Genomic DNA, 24,551 nt, shown 5'->3' with positions numbered 1-24,551 from the left:
TTTGCAAGGGGCGGCGCGTTTTCGCGACGTCCCGCGCAGTGAGCAAAGCGAACGAAGCAGACTTTGCAAGCTTGTTATATGTTTTATTTATTTGAAGTTTTTGTTTCAATTAATTTTATCTCAGTTTCTGTAACAACCACCTCTCCCAATTCTGTACGTCCTGACTCAATTCTTCTTTGTAATATACTATTGAGTATCTTAAGGTCGGATTGTAAATTAGCTGTTCGCTTGATTGTATGTTCAGTTTGTTTGAACGTACAACTTGACACAAGTTTCTTTGCTGCTGTTTTTGCATTCGGGCAACGAGTGTTTTTTCCAAATGTACTTTCTGGTTTATCACGTAGGTTTATATAGAAATTCACTTCAGGGAAATCTTCTAATGGAGCACTAAACTCATACATCTCTAAAGAAACGCATCCCTTACTTTGAATGAATTCAATATATTGATTATTACGTTCAAGGCAATCATCAGTTATAGCTACAGTTAGATCTTCTGCGAAACCATCTGTTGAATATGTCAGAACGAGTAGAATGGCTAAAACTAATTGAGTCAGCTTATACATATAACGCCCATAACACGGGCGGCTGCGTAGCAGACGTCCGCGCGTAGTTTGCGCTTTAGTGTTTATTCTTGTTATGAGGTAGATTTTACATACCTCAGAGTACTTCTGTATAAATGCTCTTCATCAGACACAGTGTTTATAGTTCTAATTAGTTGATCATTAACTATAAATAGATAATCACTAATTAAAGTATCACCATCATCATATCGACAACTTATCCCATAGATTCCCTCCTCGGGCGTAGCCCATGAGGGAATCCCTGAAGGAAATAACGAAACTAGTTTTCCGATATATATAGCCTTTCCATCAAACGTCTTCACTGTTTCATCAAGAATTCCTTCTGAATTGAACCACTCGATCTTCGGCGAACCGGTTTTTATTTCATTGAATGTTCCATTTTCATGAATAGTTAAAGTGAGCCCTGAAGCCATACTCATTTTTTCAATTTCGGAGAAAGAGTTACCACAAACCCATTTATCAATGGCATTGTAATCAGGGCCATCATCACCTAACTCTGCAATCGACTGAGATCTAAAATAGCCTCTAAGTTGCCACTCTCCTATATAGCTATCAATACTCATAATTTTTCCTCATAACGCCAATAACACGGGCGCGGGTGTAGCACGCGTCCGAGCGCTGTAAGCGCTTTGTGTTTATTCTTGTTATATGTTTTTACGCTACTAACGTTCATTGCAATGGGCACAAGTTTCAGCGAAAGGATTTATAAAACCATTTTTTGAGAAAAATCTTTTTCCACAATTGGGGCAAAACCAAAACGCGCAAATTAACACGACTACCAAGAAACCGGAAAAGCTCAAAATTTGCAGGAAGTCATATGGTAGTTTGACCGAAAAAAATTGCTCCAACACGATATGCAACACAAGGAGCAATATGGACAATACCAAAGTATCTAGCTTTAAACTTTGAAATTTAGATAGGCTCATAGATTGAAACGAAAACTGTAATACATATAACAGCGTATTAGTGTGCATGCGCATTTACATGATCGAGTAGTTTCTAGATAACCTCGATAAGTCTTTGAATTGTAAATATTAATATTCATAACTCCATTTTCTATCAGAATTAAAATGAGCATGCTCATTTTCATGACTTTGAGCGCACATTAACACTTCTCGGTTTCTCTATAAAGCTCTGTTTTTGCAAGCTTATTCAATTGGTGAATGGATAAAAGTGAGCAAAGGAGTGTAGCAAAGTTGTTTGCTAACCGCATAATCTGCATATATACTGTTTTTTTATACAGCATTTGAGGGAAATTTATGCCGCACAAAAGGAGTCCTTTTATTGATTCAATCCGCAGATTCATGCGTTTGAATGGATACAGCATCCGAACAGAGCAAAGCTATATTTATTGGATCAAGTACTACATAAGGTTCAATCAATACAAACACCCTACTAAGATGAGTAATGCTGAAATCGTATCCTTTCTTGAACATTTAGCCGCTGATAGGCATGTAAGAGCAAGTACACAACGTATAGCTTTAAATGCGGTTATGTTTCTGTACAGTAAATACTTAGATCAACCGATTACTGGCTTAAAATTTCGTTTGGCAACGAAGCCCAGAACCTTACCCACTGTATTGTCTATGAGTGAAACGGTTTTGATCATTGATCAGCTTAAGGGGGTGCATAAACTGGTCGTGGAAATGATGTACGGAAGTGGCTTAAGAGTATCTGAATGCCTACGTCTTAGAGTGCAGGACATCAATTTTGCTAATGCCAGCGTCATTGTCCGTGACGGTAAAGGCGGCAAAGATCGTGTGTCTATATTAAGCTTAAAACTCAAAGATCAATTAGATAAACAAATTGAAAAAGCATTAGCACTGCAAAAAAATGACAACGAGAGAGGGCTGGGGCCTTCGATGCCTGTAGCGCTGGCCCGAAAGTTTCCTAATGCTTACAGACAATCACCTTGGATGTTTATTTTTCCATCCATCAGCTTATGCAAACACCCAATAACTGACCAATGGTGTAGGCACCATCTACATAGCTCGGTCATTCGAAAAGCGGTGAAACAGGCCACGATCCAATCAAATGTAAATAAGAGAGTAAGCTGCCACACATTTAGGCACAGCTTTGCTACCCACTTACTTGAAGGCGGGGCAGACATCAGAACGGTTCAGGAACTTCTTGGGCACTCAGACCTCAAAACCACTCAGATCTACACTCACGTAATCGGTCAACATTACGCTGGTACAACCAGCCCTTTAGACAAAATTCGCGAACATCGCGCTGATTATTTTTTGTCCGAGCGCCCTTAAGTATCTAGCATGTATTCGGAGCTGCATACCAAATCGCACTATTCTTTTCTTAAAGGTGCCTCTAGCCCCGAGGAATTAGTCAGGCAGGCTAAGTCTCTGGGTTATCAAGCAATTGCATTAACTGATGAATGCTCATACTCGGGCTTAGTGAAAGCCCATAAAGCAGCTAAAGAAGCCGATATTAAGCTGATTATTGGTAGTCAGTTTCGAATTAATGTAGACCAATCCGCTTTCCACATGATCTTACTGGCTCAAAACCTAACGGCCTACTCTGAAATATCTGCCTTAATTACCAAAGGGCGACGGCGCAGCCCAAAAGGCGAGTACTTTCTAACCTCAGATGATTTAAAGTTCGGCCTGAAACATTGCTTGGCTATTTGGTTGCCCTCTTCCAGAACACATGACGCAACCCATGGCGAAATACTAAGACGCTATTTTAAGCATCGTTTATGGCTGGGGGTGGGCCTATTTAGGAACCATGATGATCAGGATCACTACTTCTACCATTATGAGTTAAGTAATCAATTGGGAATCAAGATGGTTGCTTGTAACGACGTACTAATCCACAAAAGGGACCGTAAACCGCTTTTGGACACGGTTACCGCCATCAGATTAAACACCAGTGTTCAAAGCCTTGGCAATAGAACCCACTCCAATTCAGAGCGTTACCTTCGGTCTATTACTGAGCTACAACAACTATACCCAGCTGAACTTCTGTCCGAGACTCAACGCATAAGCGAATTATGCAATGTGGATATGGATGATTTACGTTACCAATACCCAAAAGAGTTAGTGCCCAGAGGAATTGATCCATCAGACTACCTGCGTAAGCTAACACAAGACGGTTGCAAGGTAATTTGGCCTGGCGGCACACCCAAAGACGTGACGGCTCAAATAGAATATGAACTTGCGATCATTAAGGAACTTGAATACGAATACTACTTTCTAACCGTTCACGACATTGTAGCCTTTGCTCGGTCGAAAGGTATCTTATGCCAAGGAAGAGGCTCTGCGGCGAACTCTGCAGTGTGCTACTGCCTATTTATTACGTCAGTTGACCCAAGTAAAAGCCGGCTACTATTTGAACGCTTTATTTCTAAAGAGCGTAATGAACCTCCGGATATCGACGTTGATTTTGAGAGCCAACGTCGTGAAGAGGTCATTCAATACATATATAACAAATACTCGCGTAAACGCACGGCGTTAACAGCCACAGTAATCACCTATCGGCGTAAAAGCGCCGTGCGTGATGTAGCCAAAGCGCTAGGCCTACCTGAATCATTTGCTAACGACCTTAATCGATCGTTAGCATGGTGGGACAAGGTAGATGTGCTTTTGGAGCAATTTCAAAACCAGAACTTTAGTTTTAATAGTGATCTTGCCTTGCGCTTTTTTACGTTAGTAAAAGAAATAATGGGCACGCCTAGGCACCTGTCTCAACACGTTGGTGGATTTATAATAACGGAGCTTCCGACAAGCACCTTGGTTCCGATTGAAAATGCCTCGATGCCAGACCGGACTGTCATTCAATGGGATAAGTACGATATTGAGATATTAGGGTTACTAAAAGTAGATGTCTTAGGCTTAGGGATGTTAAGCGCAATTCAAAAATCGTTGACCATGATCAACGCCTATCAAAGCGACGAATTAACCATGCATAACCTGCCCCGAGAAAACAGTGAGGTATACGACATGCTGTGCCAAGGAGACAGCGTTGGCGTATTCCAAGTTGAGTCACGTGCTCAAATGTCTATGCTGCCTAGGTTAAAACCAAGAAGGTTCTATGACCTGGTTATTCAAGTGGCTATTGTTAGGCCAGGACCGATTCAGGGTGACATGGTGCACCCTTACCTAAAGCGGCGTAACAAAGAAGAGCCAACAATTTACCCCACACCTGAAATAAAGAACGTACTGGAACGAACCTTAGGCATACCAATTTTTCAGGAGCAAGTCATTGAATTAACAATGGTTGCTGCGGGGTTCTCCGGTGGCGAAGCTGACGAACTTCGGCGAGCAATGGCCAGCTGGGGGAAAAACGGAGATCTTGCTCAGTTTGAAGAGAAGTTAGTCAGTGGCATGTTAGAAAATGGTCACAGCAAGGAATTTGCGCTGCGTATCTATCAACAAATACAAGGCTTTGGCAGCTATGGGTTTCCAGAATCTCATTCAGCTAGTTTTGCTCTTTTGGTCTACGTATCTGCATGGATAAAACGATTTCACCCAGCTGCTTTTTACGCAGGTATTCTAAACAGTCAACCAATGGGTTTCTACTCACCATCTCAGCTAATACAGGACGCAAGACGTCATCAGGTGGATATTCTTCCTGTGTGCATAATGCAGAGCTCTTGGGAGCACACACTGGTCAATAAAAAGACACACATTGCCATCCAACTTGGGCTGCGTTTGGTTAAAGGGGTCTCCGAAAAGTCAGCACGTAATATCGAAATGTCGAGATCCAAATCACGCATTTTGTCCATAGAGGACTTCAAGAATAGGCAACTAGTGCACCAAGACGAATTAATGAAATTGGTCAACGCCAACGCATTTTCATACTTCGATAAAAATCGTCGCAATGCCTACTGGAACTCTCTGCAAATGAACGATGGCTTAAATACTCAAAGAACCAACTCTTCAGTTCGCATTCAACCTCTATCAAAAACCGAAGAACTTTTGTCGGACTATAAACACGCTTCCGGGGTATCACTTAAGCACCACCCTATGCAATTACTACGATCGACACTACCATTTAGACAATGCATCACGGCTGACCGGCTGCTCAGTGTTCGTAATAACAGTTTTATTCAAATCGCAGGCATGGTGACTGGTCGTCAACGCCCAGGAACCGCCAGCGGCGTATTGTTTCTGACACTCGAAGACGAAACAGGAAACATCAATGTGGTGGTGTGGAGTGGTATTCAAGAACGCTTTAAACAGCAAATATTAAGAGGACGAATTCTCCATATTAAAGGAAAGCTCGAGCACCAACACGGTGTCTCTAATGTTATTGCTGGGTTTGTTGAAGACCAGAGTCAGGCTCTTCCAAACCTAAACACCAGATCTAGAAACTTTCACTAACGTTGTTGGCGGCAAGCAGGCCGCTAACGCATTTCGGCTTCCTTTACGTACTCTTTATAGAGCTTTTCTTGCAAGGTCGTGTCGTTATGGGCACGCATAGCCTGATCGACCACTTCCCGCTTAAGATGTGATGCGAACAACTGAATAAACTCATAGACATACTCGCGCAAAACGGCGTTCTTTCTAATTGCTAGGCTTGTAATACTGGAGTCAAACAAACTCCCCGCATCGATAACCGCCAAATCTTGGTCTTGGGCCTTATCATAGGCCATGCGAGCGCATATGCCGATGCCCATGCCGTTCCTAACGTAGGTCTTTATGACCTCAGCGTCGGCGGCCATTAACACAACGTTTATGTCTAAGTCTTGCTGTTTGAATGCCCTGTTTATAACCGAACGATCCGCCACACCAAACGTGTAGGTTATAATGGGATGCTCAGACACGTGCTCTAGCGCCAAATCGCCTACACGCGTGAGAGCATGCCCTTTGGGAACGATAATGCAGCGATTCCAACGATAACAAGGCAATAAAATGAGGTTATCAAACAACTCCAATGCTTCGGTAGCAATGCCAATATCGGCGTGACCAGAGTCAGTCAGGCTTGCTATCTGTTCAGGCGTACCCTGGTTAATCTGCAACTGAACATTGGGGTATCTCTTTCGAAACTCAGTAATCACAGGAGGTAGCACATAGCGGGCCTGTGTGTGCGTTGTTGCTATCGACAGCAGACCAGAATCTGGGTGGCTGAAGTCATCAGCAATACGCTTGACGTTGCTTACCTCGTCGAGAATTAATTCAAATCGCTCTACTAGCAGATCGCCTTCAGGAGTAAGGCCATTAATATGCTTGCCGCTTCGCTCAAATATGGTAACGCCAAGTTCTTCTTCCAACCGCTTAATTTGGCTGCTCACACCGGGCTGAGACGTGAAAAGTTTTTCAGCGGCCGCCGTGACATTCATGCCATTTTTGACCACTTCTGTGACGTATTGGAGTTGCCGAAGCTTCATGGAAAATTTAACACCTTAGAAAAACTAAGGCATAGTCTCACACACTTTCTAATCGATAGCCATCCTTGATTCTAGCCTGGGGGCTAGTTACAAGTGGAATCCGATGCGTCAAAGCACGCTTCGGGTATCGAAAACTCGCTGTCCAATGATCCATTTTGCTCATACAAATCACAGTTGAGCATGTAATTCGATGTTGTCACTGGCATAGGAACCCTAACACCACTTAAATAGCTAATGACGTCTTGCCCCATGTGCAACAACCTAAGCCCGTCTTCCCAATATCTAATACTGTCTTCTCGCTTTGCTAAGCCACACGGTTTAAATTCCTTGACGGCTTCCTTAGCAGCAACGTAGCGAGGCCAAACTTCATAAATTGCTTCATCTCGACGCATGGTTTCTACCTCTGTCTTAGCCGATGATCGCAGTTCGTCTAACTTAGGAAGTACACCTTCGAACCCTTCAACTTCGGAAAAAATAGAAATCATTCGATCCACAACTTTATCAATCGAAGCAAACGTCTGCGCTAACTTTATATAGCGACTGTCAAAAAATCGATCTATAGGGTATGAAAACGCTTTAAACGGCTCGCCCCAAAGCTCATCTACACCTTCCTCGCCAGAAAAATGCTTAACCTGCTTTCCGAGGACTAAGGCTTCCATAAAGCAACTCTCACATTGCTTCATTAATTCATTATCTTCTGCGATTTGAATGCCCTTCTCTTCAAGATCAACCACGGTCGTAAATATATCGGTTGCTCTATTAAACAGGGAGCCAGCCAACATTGCGGCCTTGACCCTCTTTTTGGCGGGGTCGGCTTCCTCTTCGTAATACTTGCGCGCGATCTCTGTGCGCCATCCAGGCGAATTGATGCCGGCTTCTGTATGGTGAAATACTCGTCTACGCAGCGATAAAATCAAACCACGTTTTTCTTCCATGGTATTTGGAGGTGGAGCGTAGTAACGAATCCAATAGCCGTCGATAAAAATACAAATTTTGCCATCATGCTCACGTATTGTTCCATTATCGACCGGGCTGGAGTCATCGGTATCTGCGAGTTCAGTGTTTCTAGGATTCATCTTACTGCTCGGACTCTAGCTTTGCGTTGACATAGGCTAGTCTGCTAACGCTTTTCGCTGCATTGCTTTGCGGCGTTTACATTGGTGTTTAATCTCACAAATATCGCAGGCACCTTCCAAACCATCGATATCATTTAGACCACCACAACTGCCTTTAATTTCGCGATTACTGATGATCACACCAACAGCCATAGCAATTACCACAAAGAGGAAAACGGAAAACGTAACAACAAATATATTCATAATGTATTAGATCTAGTGCCCTAACTATGTAGACCCTGTGGCAGCAAAATTACTCACCTAAGATATCGAGTAATGTAATTAGCTGGCGCATGGGATGCAAGGTTTATTCGGCCAAATTAACTTTAAACGCGTCTGTTACCGTAACTTTATAATTTTCTTCGTTATCGTCGCGAATTATAAAATACGCTGCGATGTCATTCTTTAGAGCAAACTCTACGCCTCGTTGTTCGCCCATCGCAAGCAAGGCGGTAGCCAGCGCGTCCGCCGTGCTGGCTCTGTCAGCCAAAACGCTGACTGAGGCAAGTCTGTGAAACACCGGCGTCAGGGATTTGGAATCGATGGTATGCGAATAGCGTTTTCCATCGATCTCAATAAAATTTCTGTAATCACCTGATGTGGCGATCGCACGATCTCTGAGCTCCACTACCTGCTCTATACCACCCAAAAGGTGCGGCCTCTCGACCCCTACTCTCCACGGAACACGTTCTGTATTTGTACCTGATGCACGGAGTTCCCCACCGATGTTAACCAAAAAATTTGTATAACCAAGACCTTCTATAGCTTCAGCCACCAGATCCACAGCATATCCTTTAGCAATGGCCGAAAGGTTCACTTCCAAGCCACTGGCTGATTTGGTTAGCGTTGTCCCTTCTATCGTTAACTTTTCGTACCCCACACTTTGCTTGATTTCTTCGATCAACTGCGTTGACGGTTTTTCGGTTATTCGACCGTCTTCTGAAAAACCCCATAACCGAATGGCCTTGCCTATCGTGGTATCAAATGCGCCCGAACTCAGCTCACTTATCTCGACAGCCTCTTGCATTACATTGAAGAGTTGCGGAGACATCACTATCGACCCGCCAGCGGGCATTTTGTTAAACAAGCTCAATTCAGAATCGGGTATGTAGGTAGACATACTTTGATTCACCAACTCCATGGCCTGTTTTATTGCCGCATGGAGCTGCTCATCGGTCTCGGCTGAGGTAGCATTTCGAACAACAGTCACCCGATACTGGGTGCCCATTGTCGGCCCGCTTAGAACGATCGGCTCAATTGGATTAGAACAAGACGACAACACCATCAGAGCCAAGAACGCGATCATGACGTTCCTCGCAGCAGGTTTGCTTTGTAAATACAAAAACAGCGAGCCGAGCTCGCTGTTTTGCTTGAAAGAAATCAATCGCACTTAGCCACCGAAGTCATCTAAGAGGATATTTTCATCTTCGACACCGAGATCGTGAAGCATATTGATCACGGCCTGATTCATCATCGGGGGCCCACACATATAAAATTCACAGTCTTCAGGCGCTTCATGGTCTTTCAAATAATTTTCATGAAGGACATTGTGAATAAAGCCGGTATAACCGTCCCAAGCATCCTCTTCCATCGGATCGGAAAGAGCAACATGCCATTCGAAATTATCATGTTCAGCAGCCAAGCGATCAAAATCTTCTACGTAGAACATTTCTCTTTTTGATCGAGCACCGTACCAGAACGTGATTTTGCGATCGGTCTTGATACGCTCAAGTTGATCAAAAATATGTGATCGCATTGGAGCCATTCCGGCACCGCCACCTACAAACACCATCTCGGCTTCCGTTTCTTTTGCAAAAAACTCACCAAACGGACCGGATATAGTAACTTCGTCACCGTCTTTCAAATTAAAGATGAACGACGACATTTTACCAGGAGCAAGCCCTTCGGTGCGTGGCGGCGGAGAAGCTATACGTACGTTAAGCATGATGATGCCTTCTTCCAATGGGTAGTTAGCCATTGAATAAGCACGCACAACGGTTTCAGAAACCACTGACTCGTATTGCCAAATATTAAAATGATCCCAATCGGGATGATATTCTTCTTGAACAGAAAAATCTTTATAACTCACCGTGTGCGGCGGGCATTCAATCTGAATATAACCACCGGCTCTAAAGTCTACATTTTCGCCTTCTGGAAGCTCGAGCACCAACTCTTTGATGAAAGTCGCGACATTATCGTTGGAGCGAACTTTACAACTCCACTTCTTAACACCAAATACTTCTTCGGGCACTTCAATCTTCATGTCTTGCTTCACAGCAACTTGGCATGAAAGACGATCTCCACACGATGCCTCACGCTTAGTGATATGTGATTCTTCCGTTGGCAAAATTGATCCGCCACCTTCGTGAATCTTAACGCGACATTGCGCACAGGTACCGCCGCCGCCACAAGCAGACGGAACAAACAGACCGTTGTCGGCTAAAGCGCCTAACAACTTACCGCCGGCTGGGACTTCTATGTCTTTCTCGCCGTTTATCGAAATCTTAATATTTCCACTCGGCACAAGACGACTTTTGGCAAACAAAATCAACGCCACCAGTACGAGAACGATCGCCGTAAAGAAACCTACACCTAATCCAATTTCTAACATAATTACCTCGAATTAAAGCTGGATGCCCGAGAACGCTAGGAACCCTAACGCCATCAGACCGACCGTAATAAACGTAATACCTAAGCCTTGCAGGCCATCCGGTACGTCGCTGTATTTGAGTTTTTCGCGAATGCCCGCTAATGCTACGATGGCCAAGGCCCAACCAACTCCACTACTAGCACCGTAAACCAGGCTTTCTGTGAAGTTATAGTCACGCTCGACCATGAATAAAGACGCCCCCAAAATCGCACAATTTACCGTGATCAACGGCAAGAATATCCCGAGAGCGTTATAAAGAGCGGGGACAAAGCGGTCAAGAAACATTTCGAGAATCTGAACTAACGCCGCTATTACTCCAATGTAACTGATTAACCCAAGAAAACTCAGGTCCACTTCAGGCATTCCAGCCCAAGCCAAAGCGCCTTCTTGTAGAAAGTTTTTATAGATTAGATTGTTTACTGGAACCGTGATTGCCAATACCACAAATACAGCAAATCCAAGTCCTAGTGCTGTCTGAATCTTCTTTGAGACCGCAAGGAACGTACACATTCCCAAGAAGAATGAGAGCGCTAGGTTTTCGATGAATATCGATTTTACCGCGAGACTTACGAGATCCATTAGTGACCTCCTGCAGCACCGTGTGCTGGAGCGTTGTGTGCGTTTTGCATTTCAAAATCAGGCTTTTCAACCTGCTCAGGATAAAAGGCTCGGATAGCCCAAATTGTCAATCCAATGATAATAAAAGCACTAGGCGCAAGCAGCATCAAACCGTTAGGCAGGTACCAGCCTCCTTCGGAAACCGGGGTCAATATTTGAATCCCGAGTAGAGATCCAGAACCGAACAATTCTCGAACTGTGCCAACGATGATGAGTATTAAACTATAGCCAAGGCCATTACCGATGCCATCTAAGAACGAATTCCAAGGGCCGTTCTTCATAGCATACGCTTCGGCACGACCCATCACGATACAATTTGTGATGATCAAACCAACAAATACAGCCAGTTTTTTACTCACATCGAACGCGTAGGCCTTAAGAACCTGATCCACCACAATCACCAAAGAAGCAATGATCGTCATTTGAACAATGATGCGAATACTTGATGGGACATGGTTACGGATTAAACTAATCGAAAGATTAGAAAAAGCGGTAACGCTGGTTAGAGCCAAACACATGATTAAGGCTACCGAAAGCTGCGATGTGACAGCCAACGCAGAACATACGCCTAAAATCTGAAGTGCAATCGGGTTGTTTGAAACTAGCGGTTCAAACAGTGCATTTTTAGCTTCACTAGCCATGATTAACCTTGCTCCGAAATTTCACCGGCTGTGGTTACAGCGGCTTGAGTTTTATTTGCACGGATTTTTTTAAGATAAGGTCCAAAACCATCTTGCCCCATCCAAAATCTCACTAAGTTGGTTACGCCATTACTGGTTAAAGTCGCACCGGCCAACCCGTCAATTTTATATCCTGAATCAACTGTTCCAGGGCTAACTACGCCTTTGATAAGCTGAATGCTCGGAACGCCGTTCACATCGGCGATTTGCTTGCCTTTCCAGCTAGCCTGCCACTTCTTATTCTCAATTTCACCACCTAGACCAGGTGTTTCTTTGTGTTCATAAAAAGTAATTCCGCTCACTGTATTAGCATCACTCTCAAGGGCAATAAATCCGTACAGTGTTGACCAAAGACCATAGCCTTTAATCGGCAAAATGATTTTTTCGATCTGATCGCCGTCTTTGACCAAATAAATGTTGGCAAACTTTGATCTACCACCGATTTGAGCAATGTCTTGCGCGTCGCTGAGCTCCACTCGGTAAGTCGGATCCTTTGAGGCCTTACGTTGATCAAATGTCTCAGCATTAACCTCGGTAGTAAATTCACCAGTTGCCATATCGACAACCTTAGCTTCAATCTGAGTGAAGGCCTCTTCAACGGTTTTACCGTCTAACTCGATCCCAGACACCGCCAAAATATTATTCTTTTTATCAAGCAATGCATTAGCGACCTGCGTCGGCTTCAGTAACGTGGCAGCGCCTGACACAATCACGGAACACACCAAACACAAAAGTGTGGCGACACCAATGGTCTTAACCATGTTGTCATTGGGCAAGTGAAAGAACCCACCTTGACGATTAATATTCTTCATCATTATGTCTCCGTCCTATGCTGAAATTGCGTAGCGTTTAGCGCGGCGCTTAATGTTTGCTTGAACCACAAACCAATCAATCAATGGTGCAAACAGATTGGCAAACAATATGGCAAGCATAATGCCTTCTGGAAAAGCTGGATTAACGACGCGAATTAGAATCGTCATCAAGCCAATTAAGAAACCATACCAAAAACGTCCAGTGTCGGTCATTGATGCGCTAACCGGATCTGTGGCCATAAAGACCATTCCAAATGCTAGCCCACCTATCACGAAATGCCATTGTGGTGTCAGCCCAAACATAGGGTTTGTGTCACTGGCGACCACATTGAATAATAAGCTCGTTGCAATCACGCCAACGGCAACGCCCAACATGATCCGCCAAGAAGCGATCTTCGTTAGTAACAAAAACACGGCACCAATGCCAATGGCGATGAGTGAAGTCTCACCGATAGAACCCGCTAAATTACCAAAGAAAGACTGTTGAATCGTAAAACCTGCTTGCGTTAATGCGTCAACACCACCAGCAGCGGCAACACCCAACGCGGTAGCGCCAGAATAACCGTCAACGGCCACCCAAACTGCGTCGCCTGAGATCTGAATAGGATACGCAAAATACAAGAAGGCTCGCGCTGTCAAAGCTGGGTTAAGAAAATTCTTTCCTGTTCCACCAAAGACTTCTTTACCGATGACAATACCAAAAGAGATACCCAAGGCTGCTTGCCAGAGTGGCAACGTCGCAGGAACGATTAAGCTAAATAAGATTGAGGTAACAAAGAACCCCTCATTGATTTCGTGACCACGAACCGAGGCAAATAGGACTTCCCAAAAACCACCAACCACAAAAACGGTTGCGTAAATAGGGAACCATTGCCAAAACCCAAGCCAAAAATTGTCCATGATGCTGCTTGGATCATGCCCAAGGCCAAACATCGCTAAAATGTCAGCTCGCCATCCCATTGCGGCGACCAAATCAGGATTGTTAGCCAAAACGCTATTCGCTTGAAGGCCGACATTATAACAACCGATGAATACGGCAGGCATCGCAGCGAGCCACACAAAAATCATCACTCGTTTTAAATCGATGCTATCGCGAACGTGGTTACGGCCACGGTTCACGTCAGCTGGCGAATAAAATATAGTGTCTACCGCCTCGTAGAGTGCATAAAACTTTTGATACTTTCCACCTTCGGTAACGTGAGGGTGAATGTTATCTAATGTACGTCGCAGAAAAGACATATTAACCTTCCCTCTCGATTTGCGTTAATGTGTTGCGCAATACTGGCCCAAAATCGTGTTTTCCTGGATCGACAAAGGACAGCAGCGCGAGATCTTCCTCAACCAGCTCTAAACACCCGAGTTCTTGCGCAGAATCAGTGTCTTTTACTAACAGCGCCCGGATTAACGGCGTTGCCAAAATATCTAATGGCATTACTCGCTCAAAAACCCCGATCGGCACTATCGCTCTTGGCGAACCGTTCTGGGAGCTAGTAATATTGTAAGTCTTGGGCTTAATAAGGTTTGAGAAAAAGACACTGCTGGCAGAAAACTTATTTACGCCAGGGGCTATCCAGCCCATGAATTCTCGCTCTTCATTTTCTTCGATAATGGAGATTTGATTGTCATAACGGCCGATGAAGTCCCGTGCACCGTCAGCCACGTGACCATTGAATACCGACCCACTGATGACGCGCTTAGAACCGTCTGCCGTTCTACCGTCAATCAACTGACTGACATTAGCGCCCAAACGGGTCGAAAACACACGTGGAGAGTTCACAAGAGGACCGCCCAACGCGACGTAACGCGTGGCGTCCAAAGTGCCTGTAGTAAAAAAAGAACCAATGGCTATCACGTCCTGATAACCTAAGGTCCACACCGTTTTTTGCGAATGAACTGGGTCAATGAAATGCACGTGAGTGCTGGTCAAGCCAGCTGGATGCTTTCCAGCAAACTCAGTCGCTTTCACATTGCTACCTTCAACCCCAGGCAAATCGGCTCCGGGAGCCTTGCATACGTGAACCGGCACGCCAAACTTATTGAGGATGCCGAGCCCTAGCGAAAATTCAGCCGCTCGTTCACTAATTATCAAACTGGGGTCAACCGCCAATGGATTGGTGTCCATGGCGTTAACAAAAATGGAATTCGGGGAGGCCTCTAATGCCGGCACTTTACCGTATGGCCGCGTTCTAAAAGACGCCCAAACTCCGGCCTTTTGCATCGAGTCACGAATGGAATCCAGTTCGATCGTGTTCAGATCGGCACCTTTCGCCACCTCTTGCAATTCAGCATCATCGCCTTTGACATCAACGACAACGGAAACAAGGGCGCGTTTCGCACCACGATTGATCGCAGAGACAGTTCCAGCTGCTGGGGAGACTATCAGAACACCCGGGTTCTTTTTGTCTTCAAATAGCGGGGTTCCACGTTTAACAGTGTCGCCTTCTCGAACCAGCATGGTCGGCTTTAAGCCAACGTAGTCTTCACCGAGAACACCGACGGATGAAACTTCAGCCGCGGCATCTATGCGCTCATCTGGGCGCCCGCGCAAGGGAATATCTAGCCCTTTCTTTACTTTATAAAACAATGACTACCTCACCGTGTATATCAATTACTTGGTGCTCACTTCATCGTGGATTGAACGTTTATAAAAGCACTCATTTGAACGTAAAATCACCAATCTTCTGCAATACCAAGCATGTAGTTTTGGTCGAAGCTATGTAGCAACGAACTCGACAGCCCAAAACCGTCTGCGGGCGCGATATTATACAACTTTGAAGGCCTCAGCAATAGGCATATAACTCTAATGCACCCGACCGGACAATATTTATCATTTATAGACACAATGACAAATTAAATACGAATATTTTGCGGGTAAAAAATAACTCAACATCGCTCAACCCTCACGACAAGTCAGAAAACTGTGCTAATCTCATTTTTAACTTAAGACAACAAAAACGTTTCGCATTTCTGTCTGCTACTTCTATGATTGATGTCAGGAACACCAAACGACAAAACAGCCCCTTATGAATCTAGAAAAAGTCATCTTCGCTTTCTTTATAATTTTGGCTCTTTCAGTCAATACCAGCTTTTTTATCTCAGGCTTGGTTGCCCCAGACTTTCTTCAAGCCATTGAGTTGGCGCTAGCACTGGTCGTGAGCTTAATATGTACCGTGTTAAAGTTTGGTGATAGAACTCAATTCGGATCGACCGTTCTAGCATCGAGCTTGGTCGTGGATCTTCTGCTAATCGCCGCCGCTGTTTTATGGGGAGTCGCAAGCCAAACTGGTCATGAGTCTCTCTCTACCGCTCAAACCGCCACAATCCTATCGCTGGCCGGTGGTGCGCTGATAGCCAACTTATTGTCGGTCATTCTTCTTATCATAGAGACAAGCCAATTGCGTCGTTAATTCTGTTGTTCGGGCGTTAGTAATGGCAAATATCTTTTTCCTGGTTTTGCGGCGCATGCGTGTACCGCTGATCCTTCTGATTATCGTCTATTCTGTGGCCACCATCGGCATGACGCTGATTCCAGGTGTCACTCCTGAGGGTGAGACATGGCGGATGAGCTATTTCCACGCATTCTATTTTGTAAGCTACATGGGAACCACAATCGGTTTTGGTGAAATACCCTACGAGTTTACCGACATGCAACGAAGCTGGGTGTTAATGTGTATTTATACATCCGTTATTGCGTGGCTTTATGGAATCGGTAGTGTCCTGAGATTAGTTCAAGACGAAACATTCTTACGAGCCGTTTCAAGGCGTGTATTCCAACGTAATATAAAGCGATTAGACAGCGATTTTTATATCATTTGCGGATATGGAGAAACGGGAGAGATGATAAACCGAGGATTATGTAACCTCGGTATTCAAACGGTTGTCATTGATCAAGACGCTGAAAGAATTTCAAGCTTGGAGCTAGGCGACTTTTTAATTCCGCCGATCAGTCTGATCGCAGACATAACCAACCCTTCAAATTTGGTCGACGCGGGCATAAACAACCCGCACTGTTGCGGAGTAATCGCTCTGACAAATCAAGATCACACGAACTTACAAGCTGCGGTCGCGAGCAAGCTGGCAAATGAGTCTGTGAGAGTGATCTGTCGCTCCGAAATCGAGGATGAAGCCAAGAACATGGCGTCCTTCGGCACCAACCTTATTATAAACCCTTACCTTATCTTTGCTCAGCGGCTCAAATTACTGACATCGAGCCAACAATTGCATCAACTTCAAGGCTGGTTCATCAATCAATACAGCGACAAACAGACGCATTCGTTAGCTGATCAAGACGAAACATCCGCGCCAAAGACGGGCAAGTGGATCATTTGCGGTTATGGCCGACTCGGCAAAGCGATCCACAAGGCAATTGAGGAACTCGTGGATGACGTTACGATCATAGCAAGTGATCCCATCGCCTCCCGAGCACCCGATGGCGCGATAGTTGGAAGAGGTACCGAAGCCGATACGCTGCTCGAAGCGGGTATTGATAGTGCTGACGTTATCGTAGCGGCCACCAACGACGACGCAAATAATTTATCAATCATCATGACCGCCAAGCAAATCAAAAGCGATATATTCACGGTTGGCCGGGTCAGTAAGGAAACCAATCAAATTTTGTTTGACCGCGCTAATTGCCACTACGTAATGCGTCGGAGCCTTGTTGTAGCTAACGAAGTCCTCACTTCAATCACTCGCCCATTGGTGACCAAATTCATTAAGTTTTCAAACTCATTGACGGAAGATGAAACGGCCGAACTTGCGAATAGAATACAATCATTGTCTTCTCATTGTGAGCCAGTAACATGGCGAATGGAGTTAAACACAGATTCTTCACCTGAACTGGTAAACTTCATTAACAGTGGAACAAACATCACTATAGGAAAGCTGTGCGAAAACCCGAAGATTCCGAACTCCAGGTGCATTCCACTGCTTCTTCTAAGAAATGGGGTTAGCCAAGTATTGCCATCCGCTGATCAACTTTTAATGGAAGGCGATGACCTACTCGTGTGCGGACCTAGAGGTAAAGTGCTATTACCTCAACGACTCCAACACAATACTGAATTGCTGGATTCTTTAATCAACAATAATACTAAACACATACCTCTACTAAGGTGGCTTGCAAGAAGAAAAGCCAAGACCGACTAGAGCGAAATAGTGAGACACAACATAAAATGCAAAAGTTAGACCGCCTATTTGAAAACCTTAACCATGTCATTTTAGGCAATCCAGACGCAACGAAACTGGCCGTGGTCTGTCTTCTGGCAAGGGGACACCTGTTGATAGAAGATATTCCGGGCGTTGGTAAGACAACACTCTCGCACGCGCTAGCTAACCTATTTGGGCTTCCGTATAAACGTGTTCAATTTACCAGCGACTTATTGCCGTCCGACATTATCGGCATGACGATATTCGACATGGACAGCAAAAAGTTTCATTTCAAGCGAGGTCCCATTTTTACCTCCCTGTTGTTAGCGGATGAGATCAACCGTGCCACCCCGAAAACGCAAAGCGCTCTGCTGCAAGCGATGGAAGAACAACAAATTTCAGTTGAAGGAAAACAGATTGACCTAGCATCAGCTTTCTTTGTTATTGCTACGCAAAACCCACTAGAGCAGAGTGGCACTTTCCCACTACCAGAGTCTCAATTGGATCGATTTCTGATACGACTCTCTCTCGGATACCCAAGTGCAGAATTTGAACGTAAACTGCTTCTTAAACAAGGAGGCAAAGCAATAGCTGGTTCCCAAACTCCGGTGTTCTCGTCTGACGAGGTATCCCTGTTGTGTGAAGAGGTGGACAAAGTCCACGTGAGTGAAAACCTGGTTGTGTATTTGCAAAAAATTCTAGCAGGAACCAGAACCTCAGGACGATTTGTTAACGGTTTATCACCCAGAGCTGGTCTTCAATGGCTGCAAGCCGCGAAAGCACTCGCCTTCATTGAAGGCAGGGACTCAGTATTACCCGATGACATAAAGTTTCTAGCAACGCACACCGCCGCGCACCGCTTGCATTGCAATGATGGTGCGAATTCATCTGAGGAACTGGCAACTCTGATTTCCACCATTGACGTCATTTAAGTTAAAACACAAAAATGTCCGAGTTTAAAATTGGCCGCCGTGAATTGTATATACTGCCGACCAGAATGGGGTGGTATTTTGGCCTAATAATGACAGCTCTCTTTGGAATTGCCGTTAAATTCGACAACCAAGCCGCATTTATGATGCTGTTTGTTCTGGTGTCAGTTGCCCTGATTGGCATGATTTATACTCACAACAATGTCATCGGTTTAACGCTTTCTGGTCAATCCAGCCACTCAGTATTTCTCGGTGAACACGCCGAATTTCCGCTTACAATAAAAAACGAAGGCAATAAAGAAAGAAACGCTGTCTGGGTGGTAAGTGGCGGCTTCCATCAAGTAATGCAACTTACGCCGCATAGCGAGCAACAAGTAAGATTAAAGCTGCCCACCGTGCAACGAGGATACGTTAACTGTGACCCAATCAGCCTTACGTCTCTGTTTCCTATTGGAATATTCTTTTGTTGGACGAAACGCTTCGTTTCCCAAAAACGGTGTTTGGTCTACCCTCAGCCGTTAGATCTAATTTCTCTTCCAATCGATAGCAGCGAAGCGGGAAAGCAAGAAAATCAAAGCTCTGCTCGGCACGGAAACGACGACTATAGTGGTATGAAGCAATACCAACCTGGCGACAAAATTCGAGACATCCATTGGCCCTCAGTGGCAAAGACCAACAAATTGGTCACGGTTGAATACGAAACTCTCAGTCCAAGTTCTATTAATTTAAGTTGGAATGACCTACCCAAACACCTGTCGGTTGAAGATAAACTAAGTCAACTCTGTTTTTGGGTGGTTGAGTCAGAAAAAGTAAACGCGCGCTACCAGCTGGAAATGCCGAACAACACTATCGCCTACGATAACGGCAAAGCCCACTTTCATACTTGTCTTAGAACGCTTGCGTTATGGGGCTTGGATGAAATTAATGAAGAAACGCCGACAGCGACTAAGAAACCAAAAAGAAAAGCACGCTTTAAGAATTTAGCTCGCACGCGAAAGAGCAGTAGAGGTGCCTCGTTATGAAAAGCCTCCTGGCAAAGCTAAAACTAAAGCTGCCACCTTTACCAGCAACCCCACCAACTCACGCGCCTCACCGACAAACCTTAGCACAAATGGGAGTCGTGATCGCCTTAGCGCTTGCATTGCATTTTAGTATTGCCAGTCTCGTAATAGCGCTATTTTCATGCGCCGTATTCGCTGTTAAATGCGTGATAATTTGGCGAAATATGAATAACCCTCCTCAATGGATGGTCATGATTCTTACGGTATTCAGCGTAGGCCTCATTATTTTTTCATACGGTGGCTGGAACGGACAAACCGCAGGAATAAGCTTCTTAGTACTGCTCGTTTCCCTCAAGTTTTTGGAATCCAGAACCGTTCGCGACTACTTTGTCGTTTGCCTTATACTTTACTTTCTTGCGGCCTCTAGTTTTCTCTTTAACTCCTCATTAACCAATATTGTATTAGTCATAGGCTACACAATTGCGATAACAGGCCTGTTGTTTAAAATCACCAACCCTGCGCAAATTAGTACGATTAAAGCCGGGATGGCCGCAAGCAGCCTAATACTTAAATCAATCCCGCTCGCTTTATTCCTATTTTTCTTCTTTCCAAGAGTACAAGGTAGCTTTGGCTTTCTCCCCACTTTAGAAGATGGCAGGAACTCACTTGATAACGCCTTAATCGCTGGGGAAATGGCCAGCAGTGCATTCAGTAACGAACTTGCATTCAAGGCTGAGTTTTTAGGAGAAATACCACCAACTTCTCGTTTATATTGGCGTGCGAAAGTAATGGATGAAGAAGTTGATTTCGCGTGGAAGATTTCAGACAACGTTGATGCAGACATAGTCAGCCTTAACAATGCCCGCGAGATGCGAGAACAAAGTTCAAAAGTACCCGCTGAAACACGCTATGAAATCCTGCATGAACCTACCAGTGACGTGTATCTGCCTTATCTAGACTACGTTGCAAGCTATAGCAAAGGCCGACTAGGTCATGATTACACAATTAGGATAAATCAGGCCGACAATCGATCGTACAGCTACAGTGGTGCGTCAAACTTAAGGCCCTGGTACCAAGCCTCTCAGATAAATAACGTGTCGCTGCTAAGCACTAAAAGCCGTCCTAGCGCCCGGACTCAAGCCCTACTATCGAAAATTCAACAACAATGGACAAGCGAAGGTGAAAGAGCGGAAGCTGTTTTTAACCATTTTGCGGATAATGAATTCGTATACTCGTTGACTCCGTCGGCTCTTGATAGCGACGCTCCGCTGGATGATTTCTTATTTGACAGCAAAACCGGGTACTGCGAACATTACGCAAGCGCATTCACAACCCTACTTCGTTGGTTGCGAATCCCGTCCAGAGTTGTGGTTGGGTACCAAGGTGGAAACATAAATTCGACCGGAAACTTCGTTGAAGTACGATACTCCGATGCTCACGCTTGGAGTGAAGCTTATATTGATGGATCTTGGGTCAGGTTCGATCCAACCGCAGCCATCAGCCCAGAGCGCATAGAGTATGGCATGGAAGCCATTATGGAACTTTGGGACACGAATACTTTTGGAACCAACGCATCCGGACGCGCCCTAACCAACTTTTTAAACCCGACCGGGACCGCGCTAGCATGGAAAAAGCTTGCAGAATCTTGGTCTAACGTCCAATTTCAATGGAAAAAATGGGTTGTCGATTACGACTTTAATACTCAACGAGAATTACTTGAGAAATTTGGTATTGAAGCTCGAAACACTCTGCATATTTTGGTGATAATTCTGTCTTCAGGAGTTTTCCTAATACTTGGATTCTACTTTTGGCAGTTAATCCCTAAACGAGAAAAACGCTCTGAATTGCAAAAGCTTTACTTCCGGTTTTCAAAGAAAGCCAAGGGCGCAGGCATCGAGCGTCATGTCTCAGAAACACCCTCTCAATTAGCCAAAAGACTAATTACAAAATTTCCATTGCTGGAGTCACAAATTCAAAGTATCACAGACCAGTACCTAGCACTGACTTACGGTGCTGCACCCAACGACATGGATTCTGAAGTAAAATCCCTTCGAAAGTCCATTAACAAGTTAAAGCTATAATCATCCGATTCTTATCGATTTCAACATGAAAATCCTACATAAAAACCTACTTGTCGCTGGCCAGATTACCGCTGAAGATTTCAAATCATTCAACGAGTCAGGCATTACTACGATCATTAATAATAGACCTGACGGCGAAGAGCCAGGTCAACTACCTCATGTAGAAGCTGAGAGCTTAGCGAACGAGCATGGTATTAATTATATTTATCTTCCAATGGCAAATGGACAACCATTGGGCGAAAACACCGTTGGAGACTTCAGAAAAGCACTGCTGGAAAGCGATGGAAATGTTTTAGCACATTGCCGAAGTGGTATGAGGTCATCATTCATATGGGCATTGGGAGCGATAAGCGATGGGGAAGTTACCGTAGAGGACTCAATAAAGGCGGCTCAAACAGCCGGCATACCGCTGCAAAATGCTCGAAGTGTTTTAGAAAGCGTGCGACCACAAACGTAATTCAGACATCGTTATATATCCAGATTCACGCCCTCCCCCGGCAAAACCCAAGAAGGACGCTTTTTGAGCACTACGAAAACTAAGCCTGCGCCAAGCTCGGCTGCGGACAGACGACAGGCTATTATCTCGGCCCCCATTGGGCCAACTCTGGTCACCTTAACACTTCCCATGCTTTATGCCTTGGTAGCAATCATGAGTTTGGGGCTGGTTGATAGCTATTTCGTCTCGTTTTTAGGAACTCAAGAGCTGGCCGCGATGGGCTTTATCGTTCCGATCGCATTCACCATGACCAGTGTTTCGCTGGGTCTTGGCATGGCCATTTCATCATTAACTTCCAAGTTAATTGGAGCCAACCGAATCAATATGGCAGCGAGGCTAATAACGGACGGTTTTTATCTGACTATCATCACGTCAATTGCCCTGAGCGCTCTATTAGCTTGGCAATTGGAAGCCGTTTTCAGACTGGTTGGAGCAAATGAGGAAACCATGCCGGCAATCATGTTGTACATGAGAACATGGCTTGTTGGGTGTGTGTTTTTGATGTTGACTCAGGTCTGCAGCAGCACATTCAGGGCCATTGGTGACACTAAAACATCTGCCAGCATATCAATCATTCTTACACTGATTAACCTATGCCTCGACCCTTTATTAATATTTGGGTTTGGGCCGATCCCCGCCATGGGAATCAAAGGTGCAGCGTTAGCTACTGTAATTGCCGTCGCCATTGCGACGCTACTGAGCTTTTACTACCTAGGATTCAAAGAACGCCTGTTATTGTTAAAGCTTCCGATACTTACAGAATTTATGGAGAATCTAAGGCAACTCTCTCACATTGCGCTGCCAGCCATGCTGGCGAATGCCATTGTACCGATCACGGGAGCTGTCATTACCTCTCTTGTGGCTTTTTACGGCACACATGCTGTTGCAGGCTTTGGCGTGGGAGGTCGAATTGAAGCCGTTAGCTTAATGGTCGTATACGCGCTGTCTGCAACGTTACCGATGTTCATAGGACAAAATTTGGGGGCCGGTGAAAAAGAGCGAATATCCATCGCTATCACACTGTCATTCAAGTTTGTTTTTACCCTACAACTTCTCGTCTACCTGGTACTTGCACTCTTCGCCCACCCCATTTCGACACTTTTTTCTGATGAGTCTTTAGTACAAAACGTAATCTCTGATTTCCTAATTATCATCCCACTTAGTTATGGGTTTGGCGGAATGATCATATTGATTAATGTCGCAATGAACGTTCTAGGTAAACCCAGAATTGCATTGTATATAAATCTGATTCGGTTACTCCTAATTTATTTACCCCTTGCTTATTTAGGCTCTTATTTATTTGATTTAAAAGGGCTTTTAATGGGTGTGGCGTTCGGAAACATACTTGCTTTTGCTTTGGCATTTGCACTTTTAAAAAGCACATTAAAGGAGCTCGACATTCAGCTTTAACTCACTGTCCTGACCAGTGAGGGACTGAGAGGATGCGTCAGCATAGTTAAACCGTCGCAAAAAAAAGATTCTTTTTTTTGAATCCAATTCGAATCCAATGACATCTAAGTTTATAGAGACACCAATAACGGTGACCTCTAGACCTAACAGGAGTCATCATGAAATCGAATAAATTAAAAGCGTTACTTAGCATAGTCAGTATCAGTTCCACTCTTCTTATCGCATCAATGGCGACAGCGTCAGTGAGTAAGGTTTACCAACTCAAAGGAGAGGCCGTTTCGGGTTCTAAAATTCCGGTGATTGAAGCAATATCACCTGTTTCATTCAATAAAAAGTACTCTTCACTAAGTGACGCAGAGAAAGCAATTTTCAATGCCAAATTTCATGACCTTAATGCTAACGATACGCCCCCGTTTCCTAGCATGGGGTTGCGTTCTATCTATAAGCCGATTATCAAAGCAAACAAAAACATCAATGCAACCGGTTCACTACATCTTACAGCGACTATCAACGCCAATGGTTTCGTGGAATCCGTTAAGGTTTTAAATAGCCCTAACGTGAAACTAGCGGCACACGCGGAAAAGGTTCTCCGCAATACTCAGTTTGACCCCGCAAACTGCAACGGTATCGATTGTGAGATGACATTCCCATTTGAGATTACATTCAAGTAGGGATAAGCGGTGGGGCCGC

The 24,551-nt window shown here is 44.6% G+C and carries 22 protein-coding genes; 10 read left to right on the top strand and 12 right to left on the bottom strand.

Features of this window, described 5'->3' with window-relative positions; all coding sequences use genetic code 11:
* Window positions 1-83: 83 nt before the first annotated feature.
* Both ABWW54_RS11460 and ABWW54_RS11455 read right to left on the bottom strand, forming a co-directional pair.
* Entirely contained in the window at window positions 84-563 is a 480-nt protein-coding gene (locus ABWW54_RS11460) for a hypothetical protein (protein ID WP_353412391.1), read from the bottom strand.
* A 71-nt stretch (window positions 564-634) separates the two neighbouring features.
* Window positions 635-1,144 (bottom strand): hypothetical protein, encoded by a 510-nt coding sequence (locus tag ABWW54_RS11455; protein ID WP_353412390.1) that lies wholly within the window; start codon window positions 1,142-1,144, stop codon window positions 635-637.
* Window positions 1,145-1,840: 696 nt separating this feature from the next.
* On the opposite strand from ABWW54_RS11455, the gene ABWW54_RS11450 reads away from it, so the two are divergent.
* Together ABWW54_RS11450 and ABWW54_RS11445 are read left to right on the top strand one after the other, a co-directional pair.
* The gene (locus tag ABWW54_RS11450; protein WP_353412389.1) at window positions 1,841-2,842 is read left to right on the top strand and encodes an integron integrase; all 1,002 of its coding nucleotides are present in this window, start codon (window positions 1,841-1,843) and stop codon (window positions 2,840-2,842) included.
* 9 nt (window positions 2,843-2,851) lie between these two features.
* On the top strand, window positions 2,852-5,917 hold the full coding sequence (locus ABWW54_RS11445; protein WP_353412388.1) for an error-prone DNA polymerase: 3,066 nt from the start codon (window positions 2,852-2,854) through the stop codon (window positions 5,915-5,917).
* Between the two features lie 23 nt (window positions 5,918-5,940).
* On the opposite strand, the gene cysB is transcribed toward ABWW54_RS11445, so the two are convergent.
* The 10 genes from cysB to ABWW54_RS11395 all read right to left on the bottom strand — a co-directional run bounded on the left by cysB (window position 5,941) and on the right by ABWW54_RS11395 (window position 15,383).
* Complete coding sequence (gene cysB, locus ABWW54_RS11440) at window positions 5,941-6,924, bottom strand: HTH-type transcriptional regulator CysB (protein ID WP_353412387.1); 984 nt, start codon at window positions 6,922-6,924, stop codon at window positions 5,941-5,943.
* An 83-nt stretch (window positions 6,925-7,007) separates the two neighbouring features.
* Window positions 7,008-8,000 (bottom strand): hypothetical protein, encoded by a 993-nt coding sequence (locus tag ABWW54_RS11435; RefSeq protein WP_353412386.1) that lies wholly within the window; start codon window positions 7,998-8,000, stop codon window positions 7,008-7,010.
* Window positions 8,001-8,036: 36 nt separating this feature from the next.
* Window positions 8,037-8,243 (bottom strand): (Na+)-NQR maturation NqrM, encoded by a 207-nt coding sequence (nqrM, locus tag ABWW54_RS11430; RefSeq protein ID WP_353412385.1) that lies wholly within the window; start codon window positions 8,241-8,243, stop codon window positions 8,037-8,039.
* A 103-nt stretch (window positions 8,244-8,346) separates the two neighbouring features.
* A complete protein-coding gene (locus tag ABWW54_RS11425) occupies window positions 8,347-9,429 on the bottom strand; it encodes an FAD:protein FMN transferase (RefSeq protein ID WP_353412384.1) in 1,083 nt (360 codons plus the stop codon).
* Window positions 9,430-10,650 carry an NADH:ubiquinone reductase (Na(+)-transporting) subunit F gene (gene nqrF / locus ABWW54_RS11420; RefSeq protein WP_353412383.1) on the bottom strand — a complete coding sequence of 407 codons (1,221 nt, stop codon included), beginning with the start codon at window positions 10,648-10,650 and terminating at the stop codon, window positions 9,430-9,432.
* 12 nt (window positions 10,651-10,662) lie between these two features.
* Window positions 10,663-11,268, bottom strand: a complete 606-nt coding sequence (gene nqrE / locus ABWW54_RS11415) for an NADH:ubiquinone reductase (Na(+)-transporting) subunit E (RefSeq protein ID WP_353412382.1) — start codon at window positions 11,266-11,268, stop codon at window positions 10,663-10,665.
* A complete protein-coding gene (locus tag ABWW54_RS11410; protein ID WP_353412381.1) occupies window positions 11,268-11,948 on the bottom strand; it encodes an NADH:ubiquinone reductase (Na(+)-transporting) subunit D in 681 nt (226 codons plus the stop codon). The genes nqrE and ABWW54_RS11410 overlap by 1 nt, the downstream gene beginning before the upstream one ends.
* A gap of 2 nt (window positions 11,949-11,950) precedes the next feature.
* Entirely contained in the window at window positions 11,951-12,802 is an 852-nt protein-coding gene (locus tag ABWW54_RS11405) for a Na(+)-translocating NADH-quinone reductase subunit C (protein WP_353412380.1), read from the bottom strand.
* Between the two features lie 12 nt (window positions 12,803-12,814).
* Window positions 12,815-14,038: an NADH:ubiquinone reductase (Na(+)-transporting) subunit B gene (locus tag ABWW54_RS11400; RefSeq protein WP_353412379.1), complete on the bottom strand. Its 1,224-nt coding sequence runs from the start codon at window positions 14,036-14,038 to the stop codon at window positions 12,815-12,817.
* Between the two features lies 1 nt (window position 14,039).
* Window positions 14,040-15,383, bottom strand: a complete 1,344-nt coding sequence (locus ABWW54_RS11395; RefSeq protein ID WP_353412378.1) for a Na(+)-translocating NADH-quinone reductase subunit A — start codon at window positions 15,381-15,383, stop codon at window positions 14,040-14,042.
* 439 nt (window positions 15,384-15,822) lie between these two features.
* On the opposite strand from ABWW54_RS11395, the gene ABWW54_RS11390 reads away from it, so the two are divergent.
* The 8 genes from ABWW54_RS11390 (at window position 15,823) to ABWW54_RS11355 (ending at window position 24,532) form a co-directional block, all read left to right on the top strand.
* On the top strand, window positions 15,823-16,206 hold the full coding sequence (locus tag ABWW54_RS11390; RefSeq protein WP_353412377.1) for a DUF6394 family protein: 384 nt from the start codon (window positions 15,823-15,825) through the stop codon (window positions 16,204-16,206).
* 22 nt (window positions 16,207-16,228) lie between these two features.
* A complete protein-coding gene (locus ABWW54_RS11385) occupies window positions 16,229-17,944 on the top strand; it encodes a potassium channel family protein (protein WP_353412376.1) in 1,716 nt (571 codons plus the stop codon).
* Window positions 17,945-17,970: 26 nt separating this feature from the next.
* The gene (locus ABWW54_RS11380) at window positions 17,971-18,876 is read left to right on the top strand and encodes an AAA family ATPase (protein ID WP_353412375.1); all 906 of its coding nucleotides are present in this window, start codon (window positions 17,971-17,973) and stop codon (window positions 18,874-18,876) included.
* A 14-nt stretch (window positions 18,877-18,890) separates the two neighbouring features.
* Complete coding sequence (locus ABWW54_RS11375; RefSeq protein ID WP_353412374.1) at window positions 18,891-19,895, top strand: DUF58 domain-containing protein; 1,005 nt, start codon at window positions 18,891-18,893, stop codon at window positions 19,893-19,895.
* Window positions 19,892-21,955, top strand: a complete 2,064-nt coding sequence (locus ABWW54_RS11370) for a transglutaminase TgpA family protein (RefSeq protein ID WP_353412373.1) — start codon at window positions 19,892-19,894, stop codon at window positions 21,953-21,955. The genes ABWW54_RS11375 and ABWW54_RS11370 overlap by 4 nt, the downstream gene beginning before the upstream one ends.
* Window positions 21,956-21,980: 25 nt before the next feature.
* Window positions 21,981-22,412, top strand: coding sequence for a protein tyrosine phosphatase family protein (locus tag ABWW54_RS11365; protein WP_353412372.1), 432 nt, complete (start codon window positions 21,981-21,983; stop codon window positions 22,410-22,412).
* A gap of 63 nt (window positions 22,413-22,475) precedes the next feature.
* On the top strand, window positions 22,476-23,861 hold the full coding sequence (locus tag ABWW54_RS11360) for an MATE family efflux transporter (protein WP_353412371.1): 1,386 nt from the start codon (window positions 22,476-22,478) through the stop codon (window positions 23,859-23,861).
* 158 nt (window positions 23,862-24,019) lie between these two features.
* The gene (locus ABWW54_RS11355; protein WP_353412370.1) at window positions 24,020-24,532 is read left to right on the top strand and encodes an energy transducer TonB family protein; all 513 of its coding nucleotides are present in this window, start codon (window positions 24,020-24,022) and stop codon (window positions 24,530-24,532) included.
* Window positions 24,533-24,551: the final 19 nt, after the last annotated feature.

The organism is Arenicella sp. 4NH20-0111, assembly GCF_040366405.1.
Taxonomy (GTDB): domain Bacteria; phylum Pseudomonadota; class Gammaproteobacteria; order Arenicellales; family Arenicellaceae; genus Arenicella.
Note: the sequence above shows the minus strand (reverse complement) of the source record. Positions and strands in the feature narration are given on the sequence as shown.